Source organism: Ferrimonas balearica DSM 9799 (assembly GCF_000148645.1).
In the GTDB taxonomy this organism is placed as follows: Bacteria; Pseudomonadota; Gammaproteobacteria; order Enterobacterales; family Shewanellaceae; genus Ferrimonas; species Ferrimonas balearica.
Genome location: NC_014541.1, coordinates 4,181,617 through 4,199,652, shown reverse-complemented (window position 1 = coordinate 4,199,652; position 18,036 = coordinate 4,181,617). Strand labels below are relative to the sequence as shown.

Annotated in this window: 18 protein-coding genes, 1 pseudogene and 1 riboswitch; of the genes and pseudogenes, 4 read left to right on the top strand and 15 right to left on the bottom strand. The window is 60.8% G+C overall.

The window, feature by feature from the left end; genetic code table 11:
- The 4 genes from FBAL_RS19015 to FBAL_RS19755 form a co-directional block, all read right to left on the bottom strand.
- A complete protein-coding gene (locus FBAL_RS19015) occupies positions 1-678 on the bottom strand; it encodes a response regulator transcription factor (protein WP_013347227.1) in 678 nt (225 codons plus the stop codon).
- A 1-nt stretch (position 679) separates the two neighbouring features.
- Positions 680-1,183, bottom strand: coding sequence for a PepSY domain-containing protein (locus FBAL_RS19010; RefSeq protein ID WP_049779608.1), 504 nt, complete (start codon positions 1,181-1,183; stop codon positions 680-682).
- Between the two features lie 93 nt (positions 1,184-1,276).
- Positions 1,277-1,732, bottom strand: coding sequence for a hypothetical protein (locus FBAL_RS19005; RefSeq protein ID WP_041251379.1), 456 nt, complete (start codon positions 1,730-1,732; stop codon positions 1,277-1,279).
- A gap of 61 nt (positions 1,733-1,793) precedes the next feature.
- Complete coding sequence (locus tag FBAL_RS19755) at positions 1,794-3,083, bottom strand: DUF5666 domain-containing protein (RefSeq protein WP_013347225.1); 1,290 nt, start codon at positions 3,081-3,083, stop codon at positions 1,794-1,796.
- Positions 3,084-3,387: 304 nt separating this feature from the next.
- Between FBAL_RS19755 and FBAL_RS18995 the strand changes: the two genes are divergently transcribed.
- The gene (locus FBAL_RS18995; protein WP_013347224.1) at positions 3,388-5,343 is read left to right on the top strand and encodes a putative Ig domain-containing protein; all 1,956 of its coding nucleotides are present in this window, start codon (positions 3,388-3,390) and stop codon (positions 5,341-5,343) included.
- Positions 5,344-5,410: 67 nt separating this feature from the next.
- Here the strand turns inward: FBAL_RS18995 and moaE are convergent, their stop codons facing one another.
- From moaE to moaA, 5 genes are all read right to left on the bottom strand, one after another.
- The gene (gene moaE / locus FBAL_RS18990; protein ID WP_013347223.1) at positions 5,411-5,857 is read right to left on the bottom strand and encodes a molybdopterin synthase catalytic subunit MoaE; all 447 of its coding nucleotides are present in this window, start codon (positions 5,855-5,857) and stop codon (positions 5,411-5,413) included.
- 1 nt (position 5,858) lies between these two features.
- Positions 5,859-6,107, bottom strand: coding sequence for a molybdopterin synthase sulfur carrier subunit (moaD, locus tag FBAL_RS18985; protein ID WP_013347222.1), 249 nt, complete (start codon positions 6,105-6,107; stop codon positions 5,859-5,861).
- Positions 6,108-6,116: 9 nt separating this feature from the next.
- Positions 6,117-6,599 carry a cyclic pyranopterin monophosphate synthase MoaC gene (gene moaC, locus FBAL_RS18980; protein WP_013347221.1) on the bottom strand — a complete coding sequence of 161 codons (483 nt, stop codon included), beginning with the start codon at positions 6,597-6,599 and terminating at the stop codon, positions 6,117-6,119.
- Positions 6,596-7,126, bottom strand: coding sequence for a molybdenum cofactor biosynthesis protein B (moaB, locus tag FBAL_RS18975; RefSeq protein WP_013347220.1), 531 nt, complete (start codon positions 7,124-7,126; stop codon positions 6,596-6,598). Before moaB ends, moaC begins: the two co-directional genes overlap by 4 nt.
- Positions 7,127-7,155: 29 nt before the next feature.
- Positions 7,156-8,136 (bottom strand): GTP 3',8-cyclase MoaA, encoded by a 981-nt coding sequence (moaA, locus tag FBAL_RS18970; RefSeq protein WP_013347219.1) that lies wholly within the window; start codon positions 8,134-8,136, stop codon positions 7,156-7,158.
- Positions 8,125-8,268: riboswitch (molybdenum cofactor riboswitch) on the bottom strand. (Overlaps the previous gene by 12 nt.)
- 205 nt (positions 8,269-8,473) lie before the next feature.
- Between moaA and FBAL_RS18965 the strand changes: the two genes are divergently transcribed.
- Positions 8,474-10,108, top strand: a complete 1,635-nt coding sequence (locus FBAL_RS18965) for an electron transfer flavoprotein-ubiquinone oxidoreductase (protein WP_013347218.1) — start codon at positions 8,474-8,476, stop codon at positions 10,106-10,108.
- A 41-nt stretch (positions 10,109-10,149) separates the two neighbouring features.
- Here the strand turns inward: FBAL_RS18965 and FBAL_RS19750 are convergent, their stop codons facing one another.
- The 3 genes from FBAL_RS19750 to FBAL_RS18950 form a co-directional block, all read right to left on the bottom strand.
- On the bottom strand, positions 10,150-11,208 hold the full coding sequence (locus tag FBAL_RS19750; RefSeq protein WP_013347217.1) for a GGDEF domain-containing protein: 1,059 nt from the start codon (positions 11,206-11,208) through the stop codon (positions 10,150-10,152).
- Positions 11,209-11,276: 68 nt separating this feature from the next.
- Entirely contained in the window at positions 11,277-12,119 is an 843-nt protein-coding gene (locus FBAL_RS18955) for a PfkB family carbohydrate kinase (RefSeq protein ID WP_013347216.1), read from the bottom strand.
- A 113-nt stretch (positions 12,120-12,232) separates the two neighbouring features.
- Positions 12,233-13,567: a coproporphyrinogen III oxidase family protein gene (locus FBAL_RS18950; protein WP_013347215.1), complete on the bottom strand. Its 1,335-nt coding sequence runs from the start codon at positions 13,565-13,567 to the stop codon at positions 12,233-12,235.
- Positions 13,568-13,952: 385 nt separating this feature from the next.
- On the opposite strand from FBAL_RS18950, the gene FBAL_RS18945 reads away from it, so the two are divergent.
- Positions 13,953-14,249 (top strand): DUF1496 domain-containing protein, encoded by a 297-nt coding sequence (locus FBAL_RS18945; protein WP_013347214.1) that lies wholly within the window; start codon positions 13,953-13,955, stop codon positions 14,247-14,249.
- Position 14,250: 1 nt separating this feature from the next.
- On the opposite strand, the gene uvrD is transcribed toward FBAL_RS18945, so the two are convergent.
- Positions 14,251-16,416: a DNA helicase II gene (gene uvrD / locus FBAL_RS18940; protein WP_013347213.1), complete on the bottom strand. Its 2,166-nt coding sequence runs from the start codon at positions 16,414-16,416 to the stop codon at positions 14,251-14,253.
- A 43-nt stretch (positions 16,417-16,459) separates the two neighbouring features.
- The gene (locus FBAL_RS18935; protein ID WP_013347212.1) at positions 16,460-17,167 is read right to left on the bottom strand and encodes an HAD-IA family hydrolase; all 708 of its coding nucleotides are present in this window, start codon (positions 17,165-17,167) and stop codon (positions 16,460-16,462) included.
- 161 nt (positions 17,168-17,328) lie between these two features.
- On the opposite strand from FBAL_RS18935, the pseudogene FBAL_RS20125 reads away from it, so the two are divergent.
- Positions 17,329-17,460, top strand: a pseudogene (locus FBAL_RS20125) (DUF2956 family protein); the annotation flags it as partial.
- A 202-nt stretch (positions 17,461-17,662) separates the two neighbouring features.
- On the opposite strand, the gene FBAL_RS20505 reads toward FBAL_RS20125, so the two are convergent.
- Positions 17,663-17,809, bottom strand: coding sequence for a hypothetical protein (locus tag FBAL_RS20505; RefSeq protein WP_013347211.1), 147 nt, complete (start codon positions 17,807-17,809; stop codon positions 17,663-17,665).
- Positions 17,810-18,036: the final 227 nt, after the last annotated feature.

Sequence of the window (18,036 nt, the reverse complement as noted above, 5' to 3'; positions counted from 1 at the left end):
TCAAGTTGCCGGGCCGATGCGGTAACCGGCGCCGCGCACGGTTTCGATGTGCACCCGTGCACCGGCTTCCTGCAGTTTTTTGCGCAGCCGGGCGATGTGCACGTCGATCACGTTGGTGCCGGGGTCAAAGTGGTAGTCCCACACCGATTCGAACAGCAGGGTGCGGGTCAGCAGCTGGCCCTGGTGCTCCAGCAGAAAGCGCAGCAGTTGGAACTCCTTGGGCTGCAGGGTCATGGTGTGGTCATCCACCCGGGCTTTGTGGGCCAACAGATCGAGATGCAGGTTGGCTAGGCTGAGCTGGCTCGGGCGGCTGTCGTTGCTGGGCCGCTCCATCAGGCGCTGGGCCCGGATCAGCAGCTCGGCAAAGGAGAAGGGTTTGACCATGTAGTCGTCGCCGCCGGCGCGCAGCCCTTTGATGCGTTCATCCACATCCCCCAGCGCTGACAGGATCACCACCGGAGTGGTGTTGCCGGTGGCGCGCAGGGCGGCCAGCAGGGCCAGCCCCTCGAGCTTGGGCAGCATGCGGTCGAGCACAATCAGGCGGTAGCTTTCGCTGGTGGCCAGCATCAGCCCCTGCTGGCCGTCTTCAGCGCAATCCACCACGTAGCCCTGTTCGCTGAAGCCTTTGCTCAGGTACTGGCGGTTGGTGGCGTCGTCTTCAATGATCAGGATCTTCATATCAGTCCCACTGCAGGATGGGCAGTGGCTCCCCGGTGGCCAGATCGACCGCCAGTTTGCGCTTGCCCTTTTCGGTCAGCAATTCGACTTCGAGGTAGCTGATGCCGATGTTGTGTTCCAGTTGCGCTTCGATAAGGTAGCCCTGCTGCTGGCCAATGGCACGCTCCACCAACTGGGAAACCTGCCAATCCTGGTCCTCCAGGGCGGCCAGCGCTTCCAGTTCGGACTCATCATCCATTTCGCCGGGCTCACGCTCCCGATCCAGCACCTTACCGCTGGCGTCGAGGGTCAGCTCGAGGAAGTTGTTGTCGTCGCTGCGGGCCAGGCTGATCTCGTAGGTGATCACCCCTTTCTCCACCTCCAGCTCAAACTCGACGATGCGGCCTTCGTGCTGGTAGTGCTGTTCCACCTGGCGCAGGATCTGCAGCGGTGTTGGCGGCCCGTTGCTGGCCAGCTGTTCATACAGCCGGGGCACGGCCTGGGCTGGCAGAGTGCTAGCCAGCATAAGAGGGAGCCAAATCAGGTATTTCATCGGTGTCGTGGTCGCAAATCAGCCCTGTGGCTGAACTCTATCACAGGGCTGCGGGTTTCGATGGGATCAGTCGTCCAGATGGCACAGGCTGATCTGTTTTCCGCTCTCATCCAGTTGGCACTCCAGCGCCACCCACTGGTTATTAAACGGTGCCAGACTCTCATCGCTGGCCGGATAACCCCACAGGGCATTGTCGTGCACCATGCCGTTCAGCTCGATGTCATTATCCCGGTTTTCACCATCCACCTTGCTGACCCGGTACTGGCCCGCCTGATGGAAGCCCTCCACTTTGATCCAGCGACCATCCAGGGTGGATTTACCCAGCCACCAGTCATCGAATTTGCTGCTTTTATCCAGCGTCAGAGTGACCCCATTTACCCGCAGGGTGCCATCCTGGTAGTGGGCGATCCCCTCCACCTGAAAAGACTGGATTGCGGTGTTGGGTTGGCTGGCAGCATGGGCGCTGGCAAGGGAAAGGGCGATGGTCAGGGCCGCGGCGCTGCGGGTGAGGAGGGGGGACATAACAATACCTCGATAGGGAAAGGGTCAGGCGGCCCGGGAAGGCTCCCGGGCCGGATGGAGATTAATGGTCGAGCTGACAGGCGCTCAGTTGCTGGCTGGCAGGGTCAAAGCGACACTCCAGGTCAACCCACTGGCCGGCGTGGCTGTCGAGGCTGGCGTCAGTGGCGCTGTAGCCCCACAGGCTGACCGGGTTGGCGCTGACCGGACCCTGCAGGTCGATGGACAGTTCCGGCTGCTCGCTTTCCACTTCCATCACCAGGAACTGGTCATCCTGCACATACCCTTCCAGCTGCACATAGCTGCCGTTCAGGGTGGCCAGGTTGAGGCCGTCTTCGAACTGGGTGTTGGTGGTCAGCACCAGTTCAATGCCGTTGATGGACAGGGTGCCATCAGCGTACTGAGCGGTGCCCTCCACCTGGAACTGACGGCTGGACGCGGTGTCATCGCCATCGTGGTCCTGATCTTCAATGTCGATCTCGGTGGCACGAATGCGGTTGTGCTCCGCCTGCCACAGACCGTCCACTTCGACCAGCTGGCCCACTTTCAGCTGACTGCGGTTTTCGCCGTCATCGAACTGGGTCTGGGTGTCGATGGCCACCTGCCACTGCTGGTTCAGGGTCATCAGGGACTGGTCGTCGTTGATCCAGCTGATGGTGCCCACCAGTTCCACGCTGTCGTCTTCGTCGAAGCCCGGGGCTTGCTCAACGTCCACTTCGGTGGCGGTCATGGTCAGCTTGTTGATGCTGCCTTCCACTTCGACCCAGGCGCCGTTGCTGAGACGACCGTCCAGCGCCGCGTTGGCGTAGTTGACGGTCAGCTGGCCCAGATTGAACTGCTTTGCCTGGGTGTCCAGGTTGGTCATCTGGCCCTCTACCTCAACGATGCCGAGGTCATCGGTGCCTTCGATAAAGCTGGCCTGGATGCCACCGGCCTGGTAATGGCCGCTTACTTCAACAAAGTCGCCGCTGTGGAACTGGTTGGCCTGAGCGCTCATGACGGTCTGGCCAGCCACTACCAGGCTGCTGTCAGTGACCTCGGAAACCGGGCCTTTCAGCAGCGCGTCGTAGTCCACTTCTACGGCTTCGAAGCCGTTGGTGTCGATGTCCAGAACCATGCCCGGCTTGAGGTCACCGAGGCTGGCGCGCTGATCATCCATCTCCACCTGAGCGGTGGAGGCGGGGATTTTGGCGCCATTCACATACAGGTTGCTGCCTTCCACTTTCTGCAGGGCGCCCTGAATGGCGCTGGGCAGAGTGGCCTGAGGCGGCAGCGGGTTGCTGCCGTCGCTGGAGCTGGAACCACAAGCGGCCAGAGTGGTGGCCATCAGAGTGGGGATGATCAGTTTTTTCATGGGATGCTCTGTATCGGTTGTCTGAATAACTGTCGCCAATATAGAGACTTGCCCCTTTCGCCAAGGTGGCGGACAGATTAACGATTGTTCATGTTGCGACCCACGATGATTTTCTCGACGGTTCCTGTTCAACTCCTGTCCTAACGCCAACGAAACCCCGCCTCCCTGCCAAAAAATGTGCCTGAGTTCAACATGTTAATCCCGATGTTGGTCTAGCATGGCCGCGCCTTTTTTCGATACGCCAACGTGTCGTGGGCCGGAGTCGGGACACGGCTCTGAACAAAACAAAATTGACGGAATAACAATGAAAAAAATCAGTTTGCTGGCGGCGTCCATCGCCCTGGTACTCAGCGGTTGTGGTGGCAGCGACGATGCTGCGCCAGAGGTCTCCTTTACCGTAAAAGCCATCGACGGCTACCTGGTGAATGCCGAGGTTTACGCGGGTGAGCAGTGCGACACCCTGATCGGCACCACCGACGTGGAAGGCAACATCAAGGTGCCGGCCAAGCACAAGGGTGAAGCCCTGTGCGTGAAGGCCATCGAAGGCAAGACCCTCGACAGCAGCCGTGGCCTGGTCACCAAAACCTTTGAGCTGAAAGCCCCGGCGGACTCCGCTGTGGTCAGCCCGATGACCAACCTGGTTGTGGCCAAGATGGCCGATGGCGTGACCACCCAGGCCGACGCCGAAGCCGCTGTGGTTGAACAGTTCACGGCGCTGGGCACCACTTCTGAGCAGCTGTTCGGCGACTACATCGCCGACGCCGCCAAGGGTGACAAAACCGCACAGGGCATCACCGTGATTGGTGAAACCCTGGTGGACGAAGCCGTACAGGACGACGTTCTGGAGCAGCTGATCGACATCGTGGCGGACAAGGTGGAGTCCAGCGATGACGACCTGGAAGATTTTGATCCGGTGATCTCCGGTGGCGTGGTGACTGAAAACCACCGTCCGGCTATCGCCCTGACCGAGGCCGAGCAGGACGCGCTGGAAGCGATCGAGATCGACCTGGGTGATGCCATCGAGACCATCGAACTGGCGGGCGCCTTTGTTGACCGTGACAACGACGCCATCACCCTGTCCGTGGTGGACGAAGAGGGCCGTGCGCTGGATAAGCTGGGCCTGGCCTTTAACGCCAGCACCAACACCCTGACCGGTACCCCGGTTGCAGCGGGCGAGATTGAGCTGCACGTTTACGCCACGGATGAGCATGGTGCGCGCTCCTACCCGGTTGAGATTGAGATCGAGGTGAACACCCCGAACCAGGCCCCGACCGTGGACCTGGAAGAGAAAGCGGAACTGGAAGCGGAGCTGGCCAAACTGGCGCTGTCTGAAGGCGTTGCGATCAATGAGGTTATCGACCTGGATGACCTGTTCAACGACGAAGATGACCAGCTGAAGCTGACCGTGACCACCACCCTGCCGGGCATCACCGCCGCCATCGAAGGCGACGACGACCTGGTGCTGAAGGGCACCCCGAGCAAAGGTGGTGATTACCTGATCACCGTTACCGCCACCGACGGCGTTCACGCGGCGGTGGAAGCGGTACTGAAGGTCTCCGTGGAAGCGGTTACCGTGCCGGAGTTCACCCTGGCTGACTTCCTGGAAGGCACCGATGCGACGGCGGATGCGCGCTACCTGGCCAGCATGAACGCCTACTACTTCCAGGACGAAGGCGTAATGGGCGTGGCCTTTGTTGACGGTATCCTGTACTTCGAAGAAAACGGCCAGATGCTGGAAGACGGCACCTACGAAATCAAAGACGACAAGCTGTTCTTTGACGGCACCACCGAGAACGATCGCTTTATCTACTTCAGCGACAAACTGGCGCTGTCCGTGCCGGATGCCGGTGACCTGAACGCTTACGCCAAGACCGATTTCACTGACGAAAGCACCTGGCAATCCTGGACCACCGAAGCGGCTCTGGGCACCTGGTACTTCATCAGTGATGACGCCGGTTCCGGCTCTCAGGCTGATCCGATGATGGCGGCCATGACCTTCAAGGACAACAACCAGGTCTGCATCGCCGAAGGCGATGAGGCGGACTGGTGCCTGCCTTACGAAGTGAAGGAAGGTTTCCTGTGGGTGAAGTTCACCCAGGCGGAAGATGCGGAACCGGGCGATCGTGACATGGTGATGGCTCTGGCCGCTCAGGACGACAAACTGACCCTGGTGCTGGAGCAGGAGCGTGGCGGCCTGCCGGCACTGCTGACCCGTGACGAAGCGCTGGCCAACCGCCTGATGGCGGAGTGGAACCAATAATTGACGTGAATCACGTCAGCAAAAAGGCCCGCAATCGCGGGCCTTTTTTATGGCGTTCAGAACACGCTCAGCGCTGCCACTGCTCGGCGGCTTGCTGGTCCGCGTCCTTGGCGTCCACCCAGACGGTGCCATCGTCGCTGGTCTCTTTCTTCCAGAACGGGGCACGGGTCTTGAGGAAGTCGATCAGGAATTCACAGGCCGCGAACGCCGCCTTACGGTGCGCGCTGGAGACGCCGATAAAGACGATCTGGTCGCACAGCTGCAGCTCACCCACACGGTGGATGATGGTGACCTCATCCAGCGGCCAGCGCTGGCGGGCTTCCGCTTCAATCTGGTGCAACACCGCTTCGGTCATGCCCGGGTAGTGCTCCAGGGTCATGGCGCTGACGCCGCGGCTGTCGCCGAAGTCACGCACCTTGCCCACAAAGGTCACCACCGCGCCGCAACCGGGGTTATCGGCCAGCTTGGCGTACTCGTCGGCAACGCTGAAATCCTGGGTTTGTACCGCGATCATGTCAGCCTCCGGTCACCGGCGGGAAGAACGCCACTTCGTCACCGGAGGTCAGAGCGGTGTCCCAGCCGGACAGGGTTTGATTCACTGCCACCAGCACGTTTTTGTCCTGCAGCGCCAGGCGCCACTTGTCACCACGCTCCAGCAGTTGCTGACGCAGGGTTTCGGCGGTCAGCCCTTCGCTGGCGTCCACCGCCAGCTTGTCGACACCAATCACTTCCCGGATCTGGGCAAAAAACAACACGTTGATCATGATAAGCCTTTACTGCTGGTCGATTTTAAAGTGACCGGATTTGCCGCCGCGCTTCTCCAGCAGGCGGACCCCTTCGATCACCATGTCTTTCTGAACCGCTTTGCACATGTCGTAAATGGTCAGTGCAGCGACGGAAGCGGCGGTCAGGGCTTCCATCTCCACCCCGGTCTGGCCCGCCAGTTTGCAGACAGACTGGATCCGCACCCGGTTCAGTTCGGGCTCGGCGACCAGATCCACTTCCACCTTGGTCAGCATCAGCGGGTGGCACAGCGGGATCAGGTCAGAGGTTTTCTTGGCGGCCATAATGCCGGCGATGCGGGCGGTGGCAAACACGTCGCCCTTGTGATGACGCCCCTCCATGATCATGGCCAGGGTGTCCGGTGCCATCACGATGGTGGCTTCGGCGCGGGCTTCGCGCTCAGTGACGGACTTCTCGGTCACGTCCACCATATGGGCATCGCCCTGGGCGTTGATGTGGGTAAAGCCGCTCATGCTGGTTCCTTTACTGCTTTCAAATGGGTCACAAAGTTGCAAGGGCGGTGGGTGGCGTCCAGCTGCTCCTTGAGGATCTTGGTCCAGCCAGTGCGGCAGGCACCGGTTGAACCGGGCAGGCAGAAGATGGCGGTTTTATTGGCCATTCCTGCAACGGCACGGGATTGTACCGTGCTGGTGCCCAGCTCCTGATAGGTAATGTGGCGGAACAGTTCACCAAAGCCCTCGATCGCTTTGTCGAACAGCGGCATCACCGCCTCCGGAGTGGAGTCACGGTCAGTAAAGCCGGTGCCGCCGGTGGTGATGACCACCTGCACGTTATCGGAAGCGATCCACTCCGACAGTACCGCACGAATGGTGTACTTGTCGTCTTTGACGATGCGGCGATCCACCAAGGTGTGACCGGCCTCTTGCAGGTGGTCCGCCAGATATTGGCCGGACTTGTCGCTGTCCCAGTCGCGGGTGTCGGACAGGGTCAGAACGGCGATGTTCAAAGGGATAAAGTTGGCTTGAGAAAGGTGTCCCATAAGGTGTCTCTTTGCGTCGCTTTTTGTCGTTATCCGCCGATGGAGGCCAGGTGTGGTGTGGCTCCGGCGTCCCCCTCGTGGAGGTAATGGGTTTGGTGTTTCTGGCCCAGGGCGGCGTGCAGCCGGGCGATCAGCTCTTCCTGCTGGTCGTCGCTGCCGAGCAGATCACGCAGCTCAATGCCGGCCTCGGTGAACAGGCACAGGTGCAGTTTGCCGATGGCGGAGACCCGCAGACGGTTGCAACTGGCACAGAAATCTTTGGCGTAAGGCATGATCAGGCCGATACGGCCGGCGTAATCCGGGTGGCTGTAGTTGAGGGCCGGGCCATCGTCCGGGCCGCGGGGATCCAACTGCCAGCCCTGGCGTTCCAGTTGCGCCTGGATCACCGTGCCGGGCAAGTGATGGGCCTGGAAGTAGTCGTGGTGCAGGCCGGTTTCCATCAGCTCAATAAAGCGCAGGTCGACCGGCTGGTGCTTGATGTAGTCGAGGAACAGCGGCAGCTCGCCACCGTTCAGCCCCTTCAGTAATACCACGTTGATCTTCACCTTGCGGTAGCCCTCGTTCAGGGCGGCGTCGATCCCCTTCATCACCAGATCAAACCGGCTGTCGCCGGTGATGCGCTGGAAATTGGCAGGGTCGAGGCTGTCGACCGAAACGTTGACCTGAGACAGACCGGCCTGATGCCAGGCCCGGGCATGCTCGGCCAGGCGGTAACCGTTGGTGGTGGTGGCGATGGTATCAACGCCGGGGGTGTTGGCGGCCAGCTGCAGGACCTCTTCGAAGTCCTTACGCAGGGTGGGCTCGCCGCCGGTGATGCGCACTTTGCGCATGCCCACCGTGGAGAAGGCATGCAAAACCCGCCGGATCTCGTCCAGCGTCATAAATCGGGGCTTGCCGTCGGGGTGGTAGCCGTTAGGCAGACAGTATTCGCACTTAAAATTGCAGGCGTCTGTGATCGACAGGCGCAGGTATGGGAAGCTGCGACCGAATCGGTCCTGGAGCTCTCGCATGTGTCACCTTTCCTAAAATAGAGGAAGGCAGATTAACTTTCTCAATCTACCCCGGTGGCCTGATGCCACGGCCCGACGACCATATCCCTTGCTGGACTTAGGTACCGACGGGCTCGGTTAACAACTGCTTGCAGTGTAAAGTATAGCCAGCGACTCGGACAATCAGTTGGGATCACATTTTGACGGGCCGCCGTGAGAGGATCTTGCCGAATTTGTCCGATTCTTGCCGCCCTCCTGTACTGTTCCTACGCCTCCCTCTGTGAACTTGGTCACTTTTTCAGTAAGCTGACGATAACGTAAACGTAAGCTCCAGCAGAGAGTCACACGAGGAAGAGTGATGGAACGCGAGTCGATGGAATTTGACGTCCTGGTGGTGGGTGCCGGCCCGGCTGGCCTGTCCGCTGCCATCCGCCTGAAACAGCTGAACGCGGAACTCAATGTCTGCGTGGTGGAGAAGGGCTCCGAAGTGGGTGCCCATATCCTCTCTGGCGCGGTGTTTGAGCCGCGCGCCCTGAATGAACTGCTGCCGGAATGGCGCGAACAGGGGGCGCCGTTGGACACCCCGGTCACCGATGATGAGATCTGGCTGCTGGACAGTAAAGGCGGACGCCAGTTCCCCAACTGGCTGACCCCAAAAACGATGCACAACGACGGCAACTACATCATCAGCCTGGGCAATCTGTGTCGCTGGCTGGCGGAGCAGGCCGAAGGACTGGGGGTGGAGATCTACCCGGGATTCAGTGCTGCCGAGCTGATTGAGCAGGATGGCGTGATTGGTGGCGTGATCACCGGCGACATGGGCGTCGGTCTGGATGGCAGCGAGAAGGATGGCTATATGCCGGGCATGGAGCTGCGCGCCCGTTATACGCTGTTTGCTGAAGGTTGCCGTGGCCACCTGGGTAAGGCGCTGATCGCCCGTTACCAGCTGGATGCCGGGCGCAGCCCGCAACACTATGGGCTGGGCTTTAAGGAGATCTGGCAGCTGCCGGAGGGCGCCACCAAGCCCGGTAAGGTGGTGCACACTGCCGGCTGGCCATTGTCCGAGCATGGCGCATCCGGCGGCAGCTACCTCTACCATGCCGACAACAACCAGGTGCTGGTGGGGCTGATTGTCGACCTGAACTACGACAACCCCAACCTGAACCCTTTTGAGGAGTTCCAGCGCTTTAAGACCCATCCGGAGATTGCCAAACATCTGGAGGGCGGCGAGCGCATCAGCTACGGTGCCCGGGCCATCGCCAAGGGCGGTTTCAACTCTCTGCCCAAGATGAGCTTTCCCGGCGGCCTGTTGATTGGCTGCGACGCCGGCACGCTCAACTTCGCCAAGATCAAGGGCAGCCACACCGCGATGAAGTCCGGCATGCTGGCGGCGGAAGTGGTGGCCGAAGCCCTGAGCGATGCTGAAGCCGGTGTGCAGGACCTGACCCAGTTTGAAGCGCACTTTAAAGCTTCCTGGCTCTACGATGAGCTGTATCGCTCCCGCAATTTTGGCCCGGCGCTGCACAAATTCGGCAGCATGCTGGGGGGCGCGTTTAACACCCTGGATCAGAACCTGTTTGGCGGTCGCCTGCCCATCACCCTTAAAGATGAGCATCGTGATCACGCCCAGCTGCAACCCGCCGCCCAGGCTGTGGCCATCCAGTACCCTAAGCCGGATGGCAAGCTGAGCTTTGATCGCCTCTCTTCGGTGTTCCTGTCCAACACCTATCACGAAGAGGACCAGCCCTGTCACCTTAAGCTGACTGACGCGGCGATTCCGGTGCAGGTGAACCTGGCCCAGTTTGATGAACCGGCGCAGCGATACTGCCCGGCCGGGGTGTATGAGATTGTTGAAGAGGGCGGAACGCCGCGACTGCAGATCAATGCGGCCAACTGCATCCACTGCAAAACCTGCGACATCAAGGACCCCAGCCAGAACATCACCTGGGTCACGCCGGAGGGCGGTGGCGGTCCTAACTACCCCAATATGTGATCAAAAAAGCGCGCCATCCGGCGCGCTTTTTTATCGAGGGTTCAGGCGGCCGAGATGGTGTTTCGGCCCGCCAGTTTGGATTCGTACATCGCTTTGTCGGCCTGGTGCATCAGTGCGTCACCGGACAGGCCGGGGTGCCACTGGGCGATGCCCTGACTCAGGGTAACCCGCTTTGAAATGCCCGATTGAGGGTGGTCGAGATCCGCCTGCAGCAGCCGGCTCTGGATCTCCTCCGCCAGTCGCTGTGCGCCGCGCTTATCGGTGTTGGGCAGCAGCAGTACGAACTCTTCACCGCCGATGCGGGCCAGGGTATCGGACTGACGACGGCTGGACAGGCGCAGGATCTGGGCCACGGTGCGCAGACACTCGTCACCGGCCTGATGGCCGAAGTGGTCGTTGTAGCGCTTGAAGTAATCCACATCGAGCAGGATCAGGCTCAGCGCGTTTTTGCTGCGCTTGGCCTCGCTGACGGACTGGGCCAGACGCTGCTCAAAGCAGCGACGGTTGCCGAGGCCGGTCAGTGGGTCCTGATTGGAGAGGGTGCGAAACTTCTCCAGCAGGCGTTTGTTCTGGCGCAACTGAGCCTGGCTCATCCGCATCCACAGGTTGATTTGACGACGGGCGGCAAAGCCGAGATAGAGGGTGATCACCAGCACCGCCAACTCCTGCCACCACAGCACGCCACTGGGCCATAGCAGCACCAGAGTGGGTGGGGCCAGGCACATCAACAATGCGCGGTCGGCGCTGTGCAGCCCCAATACTGAGGCAAACACAAACATCACGTAGGCGGAGAACACCGGCAGGATGGGGCCCCCGTCGTTACCGGTGAGGCGTGCCACTACCACGGTGGAGACCGCCAGCCCCAGCAGCAGCCCCTGAACCTCAATGGGCATCGCCAGTTGAAAGCGTTTGCGCCGGTGGGCGCGACGGTTAAGGCCCCACAGCAGAACCGCCAGAGTGGCGTTCAGCAGGTAGGGGGCCTGGCGTTCCAGCGGTTGGGACCATTCGTAAAGAAAGACACTGGCCAATGGCGTCAACGTGGCAAAAATCAGCAGCCACTGCAGTCCCTTGTATTGCACTGGCCTGGGATCCAGTTCCATCCGGCTCCGTTGTTCGTGGTGAAAGTGCAGACAGGTTAAATGGTTATTGACCACAAAGTGGTCAGGCGTCAAGCCGAAGCCAGGTAAGAATGCAGAGCCTGCGGGGGAATGGAGCTCTCCGCCGATACCGCAAACGCTGCCCAGCGGGCGGCTTCCGCCATCGCTTGGCTCAACTCACCCTGACTCAGCAAACCGTGGATCAAGCCCGCCGCGTAGCAGTCGCCGGCACCGGTGCTGTCCACCACCGTGGCCGCCACGGCGCTCTGTTGCAGGCTGGTGCCGGGCAGGTAAGCACAGGCGCCCTCCGCCCCGGCGGTGACGATAAAGGCGCGCAGGCTGGGCCCGGCAATGCTTTGGGCCCACTCGAAGCTGGGCTCAACGCCGTGTTGGGCCAGGTCATCCTGTGAGGTGATCAGGTAGTGGCTGGGGCGGACGGCCAGGTCCTTGGGCAGCTGGGCCACCACCAAGGTACTGGCGAGGGCATCCGCCATCAGATTAGGCAGGTGCTCGGCCGACAGATTGACGTAGAGAGCGTCAGTGGCTTGCCAGTCGAGACGCTGGGGCAGCAACAGGCGTGGCCGGTTGGGGCGTAAAATGGTGCGCTCGCCATCCGGCTCCATCAGCAACTGAAGCGGTTGGGTCGGCCCAACCAGCCGATGCACCTGATCGCAGTTCAGCCCCAGTTGGCGGGCCTCATCCAGCAGCCAATCGCCCAACTTATCATTGCCAACCTGGCTCAACAGGGCCACCTGATGACCGGCCCAAACCAGTCCCAGACCGGTATTGGTGGCGCCACCGCCAATGCGATGGCCGAGATCTTCGTAGTGGATCCGGGCACCGGAGCTGAGCGGGCGGCTCAGGCGGAGAATGTGGTCACAGTTCAGGTTGGCGATGATCAGGATTCGGCTCATGCTGGCGCTCGGTACACATTTAGTGCACCGGATTATCGCCAGCGGCGTCCGGGTTGTCATTATCCGGTCATAAAAAAAGGGCGCCCCAGGGGCGCCCTTTTTCGCGATAACCATTACATGTCTTTGGCGCCCAGGGGGCGGCGCAGCTCGGCGCGGACGTTGTCCATGCCGGCGTAGAAGTTCTTCATCATCAGCAGGCCCATCATCAGGCCGTTGGGGGTGGCCTGCAGCTTGTCAGCGTCGGTGGGGTCCTGCTTCAGGCAGCCGGTGGCGTGCATAAACGCCATCTCTTTAGCCAGGCCCAGGTAGGGGCTGACACCGAACTGATCCTTGAAGTAGCTCTTGGAGATGCGGCCACCAAACAGGTTCAGCAGGAAGCGGTACTGCATCACCGCATGGCGGCTGTAGTGCTTGGAGGACTCCACGCCCATCTTGCCCGCCGCGATGCGTTCCTGGTAGCGACGCAGCGAGAAGCTGTTCACGTACAGGGTGTCGTGCAGGAAGCTGAAGCTGCCGGAACCCAGGCCGAGGTAGTCGTCGTAGTTGACCACGTACTCGTCGAAGCCCTCTTCATTGCTCTTGCCGAAGGACCAGGCGGTAAGCTGATCGTAATGGCCTTTGAGGCTGTTGAGGATCAGCTCGTAATCTTTACGGATGTCCTGATCCGCCGCGGCCAGGTTGCCCTTGGCGCTCTTGCGGGTCTGGTGAGTCACCATCAGCGGGTAGGTGGTGATCTGGCGCGGGCCCAGGCGGGTCAGCATATCCATATCGTTCTGCAGTACTTCCTCGGTCTGACCCTGGAAGCCGAAGATCATGTCGACGTTCAGGATCGGGAAGTTGTCTTTGGCGCGCAGCAGTTTTTCATACACCACTTCCGGCTCGCCGAACTTCTCCAGGCGGTCGGTGCGGGCCAGGATGTCGCGGTTGAAGCTCTGAACGCCCACAGACAGACGGTCCACCAGGCCATGCAGCTGGGTGAACTCGGCGGAGGTCAGGTGCAGCGGGTCAGACTCACAGGAGACCTGCTTGATGCCGGGGAACAGGTTGCGGGCGTGCTCAATGGTGCGCGCCAGTTCGTCCACCAGCACGGTGGTGGTGCCACCGCCGATGTACAGCTCTTCAAAGTCGTAACCCAGCGCCTTGGCCATCTCCATCTCTTTGCGCAGGCTGATAAAGTACGCCCGGGCTTTCTCTTCCTTGAACAGGAAGCGGTGGAAGGTGCAGAAGGAGCACAGGGTGTGGCAGAACGGCACATGCATGTAGAGCATGTACTTTCGGCCCGGGATCGGCGCCGGAAACGCATCGCACGCCTGAGTGTCGAGACACAGGTGACGCTTGGTGTAGTACTGCATCACGTGCTCAAGACTGTCCAGCATCCAGCGCGGGGTGGTGATCTTGTTGCTTTCGCGGATGGCGGCGTTATTGAGTGCGCGTTCGGCTAACGACATGAAGTCTCCTCGGTGACGGCGTTGTGGCGATTCTCGCCATTGTTTGGTTGCGCGTGAGTCACGTTCTTTGTTAGGTGGTCCAGCATATTGGTTACACCCGTGACTGGGGAGTGGGTGGGTCACAGTGTGAGTGTTCGGGGGGTAGGCAATTGTCAAAAATGCGATCTGGTCAACATTTCAGCGCATTGTTTGTTGGTTAACCCCACGATTTACAAGGTGAAAAGTGACAAAATTTGCTGTGGGCTACATTTTGCACAGGTAAAAGAGAACAAAGTTTCACCATTGTTGGGATGCAGTGAGCCGGGCTCAGGGTCGCTTTACTGACTGGACAGTCGCCGCGCTTTCGGGGCAAGGTCTGGAATGAGTCGTTTGGGGGAAAGAAGTGATGAAAATCCGTGTCTTGATGATTGGCCTGCTGGTGACCACTGGTGCCCTGGCTCAGGTGGAGCGACCCGCACGGGTGATCAGCACAGGTCCGAAACCGATCCCGGTGGTGGATGGTGCCGAGTTTGTTCGTGCCTGTTGGTATCAGGGCCAGCAGTACTCTGAAGGGGCGCCATTGGAGGTGGGGGGCAAACTGCTCTACTGCCTGCCCAAGAACGACTATGAAACCAACGGGGCGCTGATCTGGCGCTCAGCCGATGCCGAACCGGCACCGGCTAAGATCCGGATTAACCCCTGAGTTACCGGGCTTCCAGACGGGCGTACGCCACCACCAGCCACTTGACGCCCATGCCGTCGAACGCCACCTGAACCCGGCTTTGCGGGCCGGAGCCTTCGTAATTGATGATCACCCCGTCACCAAATTTGGGGTGATGCACGCGCTGGCCCAGGCTGAAACCGGTGTCGTTAAAGCGCTGTTCTGACTGATTAAAGCGGTTGTACTGGCGCGGCTGAGACACCTGGGTGGTCAGTCGCACTTCGTCCAGATGCTCCTGCGGAATTTCGCGGATAAAGCGACTGGCCTTGGCAAAGGTTTCACGGCCATACAGGCGGCGTGATTCCGCGTAGGTGATGTAGAGCTTCTGCATCGCCCGGGTCATCCCCACGTAGCAAAGGCGGCGCTCCTCCTCCAGTCGGTCTCCCTCGTCCAGGGCCATTTGGCTGGGGAACATCCCCTCCTCCACGCCGCACATAAACACCAGCGGGAACTCCAGCCCCTTGGCGCTGTGCAGGGTCATCAGCTGCACCGCATCGTCGTTATCATCGGCCTGGCCTTCCCCGGCTTCCAGCGCGGCATGGGCCAAAAAGGCGTTCAGCTCGCTCATCTCCTCGCTGTCTTCCGGGCGCTCAAAGGAGCCGGCGGCGGTCACCAGCTCGTTCAAGTTCTCAATCCGCGCTTCGGCCTTCTCGCCCTTCTCCGCCTCGTACATGGCACGCAGGCCGGAGTGGTTGATCACGTGGTCAGCCTGGCGCTTGAGCGGCGCGTCCATCACCTCCTCTTCGAGCTGGTCGATCAGGCTGATAAAGGCGGCCACCGCCGAGGCGGCCCGACCGGCCAGGCCGCGCTCACTGAGCAGGCGCTGACAGGCGCGCCACAGGGTGATGCCCTCGGCGCGGGCGGTGGCGCGGACGATGTCCAGGGTGCGATCACCGATGCCCCGGGTCGGGGTGTTGACGATGCGCTCAAAGGCGGCGTCGTCGTGGCGGTTGGCGATCAGGCGCAGATAACCCAGCGCGTCCTTGATCTCCTGGCGTTCGAAGAAGCGCAGGCCGCCGTAGATGCGGTAAGCCACGCTCTGATGCAGCAACGCTTCCTCCAGCACCCGCGACTGGGCGTTGGAGCGGTAGAGAATGGCGCAGTCGGAGAGGGCTCCGCCGCCGTCGAGGTGTTGCTTGATGCGGCCGACGATATAACGGGCTTCCTCCAGCTCGTTAAAGGCGCAGTAGAGGCTGATCGGCTCACCAGTGGCCCCCTCGGTCCACAGCTCTTTGCCCATCCGCTCGGCGTTGTGGGCGATCAGGGCGTTGGCGGCGCTGAGGATGGTGCTGGTGGAGCGGTAGTTTTGTTCCAGGCGGATGGTCTGGGCGCCGGGGAAATCGTCGAGAAACTTTTGCAGGTTCTCCACCCGGGCGCCACGCCAGCCGTAGATGGACTGGTCATCGTCGCCCACGATCATGATGTGGCTGCCATCGGAGGCCAGCATGCGGATCCAGGCGTACTGGATGGCGTTGGTGTCCTGGAACTCGTCCACCAGGATATGGCGGAAACGCTGTTGATAGTGGCGCAGCAGGTGCGGCTGTTTCAGCCACAGCTCGTGGGCGCGCAGCAGCAACTCGGCAAAGTCCACCAGGCCGGCCCGGTCGCAGGCTTCCTGATAGGCCTGATAGATCTGCAGAAAGGTTTTCTCCACCGGGTGGTAACCGGCGTCGATGTGTTGGGGCCGTAACCCCTCATCTTTCTTGGCGTTGATGTAGCCCACCGCCTGACGGGGTGACCAGCGCTTCTCATCCAGTTGCAGGCTTTTGAGAATGCGTTTGACCAGGCGCTGCTGATCGTCGCTGTCGAGGATCTGGAACCCCTCGGGCAGACCCGCCTCCTGATAGTGGGCGCGCAGCAGACGGTGAGCGAGGCCGTGGAAGGTGCCGATCCACATCCGGTTGACCGGGCCATGCACCAGATCTTCGATACGGTGGCGCATCTCGGCCGCGGCTTTATTGGTAAAGGTCACCGCCAGAATGGCGTAGGGGCTTTCGCCCTGCTCCTCCAGCAACCAGGCGATGCGATGGGTCAGCACCCGGGTTTTGCCACTGCCCGCCCCTGCCAGCACCAGCACGGCACCGGGTGCCGCTTCTACGGCGGCACGTTGTTTGTCGTTAAGGGTGTCGAGCTGCAATCTGGAGGTCATGTCTGGCGCCTGCGGAGTCTCTAGGGGGCGCCATTATACCTTGTCATAACCACTGGCGCAGGGCTTCCAGTGAGTCAAACTCCAGGGTCGGCAACGCGGGGCCTGACGGGCGGATGCGACCATTGGCGCCCGGCTGCAGCAGCGCCGCCTGGCAGCCGGCGCGGATGGCGCCGAGCACGTCGGTGCCGGGGTGGTCACCGATATGAAGCAGCTGTGCTGGCGCGATCGCCAATGCCTGACAGCATTGGTGGAACAGGGCCGGTGCCGGTTTCTGAGGTCCGTCGGGGCCAGCGCAATGCACCGTGGCAAAGGGCACCTGGGGCAGGAATCGACGCACATCAGCGTTGCCGTTGGTGATCACCGCCAGCGGATAACGTTCGGCCAGCTCAAGCAGCAGATTAACCACCGGCTCCGACACGCCGATTTCACTGCGCCAAATCAGGAACTGCGTCATCAGTGCCTTGCTGGCGGCCTGCGGAGCGGGATGGCCCAGTTCGGCCAGACCATGCGCCAGTGTGGCCTGGCGGGTCAGGGTGGTGTCGTGCCCCAGTTCGGGTGAACGCTGCAGAGTTTGGGCTTTCTGCTGCTGCCACCACTGAGGGTCACTGGCGCGTGGGTCCCGGGATTCGGTTTGCAGGCGCTGCAACAGGCGGCGCTCTGCGGCCTGCAGCACCGGGGTGTTGTCGTACAGCGTGTCGTCGAGGTCAAAACTCAGGGCCTGCACCGGTTGCAGGCGGCGGTAAAAGCGCATTGGGCTCTCCTGTGGCTTGGCCCGATGATGGCGCTGAGTCTCCGGGCTGTCCAGTCCGCCGCGATTCAGACCAAGCATCAGGCCGCGCGGCTGTGACGGGCAGTGGCAGGAGTTTGCCGGCGCTGGTTACAATGGCCGCCACTGCAACAGAGGGTCCATTCATGGCTAAAGCCAACACCAATGCACAATCCGTTTCCCCTGAAGTGGTCGCTGAGGCGATGAAGATCGCCCGTGGCACTCAGCAGCCGGGCCAGACCAAAGAGCAAACCAAGCTGATCGCCAAGGGCATCGACTAACAGTCTAGGTTTTTTCTTTGAAGTAAAGTGGTGAGACCCTATGTTTCATGAGAGTTTCGCCACCACTCAGTCAAATAAGGTTTAATTGGAAAAATTGTGGTGAAATTCTTTCTTCCAGCTCACCACTATTACACCAGACTAGCAGTGGGTAGCTCTTGGTTGTGAGTACCTCACATTTCTAGCCAGCGCTGTGAGGGGTTCACAAACTGAGTCTCACACCTGTGATTCGACAGCTGCGAACGCGCCCTTCCGCTTTGGCTTCCAGATACGCCGCACGCAACTTCGTCATGCCACCGAGCTTGGCTTTCTTGGCCTCTGTGATCTTGCGCTCTGCCTTCATCTTCATCTTCGTCTCCGTTTTCGTTGGCTGCTTCTGTTGTTAACGCAGGGCCATCGCCTACCGCTGCTTCTGGTCGCTGGGGGCTTCTGTTGTTAACGCGGGGCCGGTCCCTACCGCCGCCTCTTCGCCAGCTTAATCGTGTGAGCACAGACGGCTCAAGCCTTCGTCATCCCAAAGTCCGCTCTGACACTGAAACTGGCCATTGGCTTGAGGAATACGTGCCATCAGCTGTG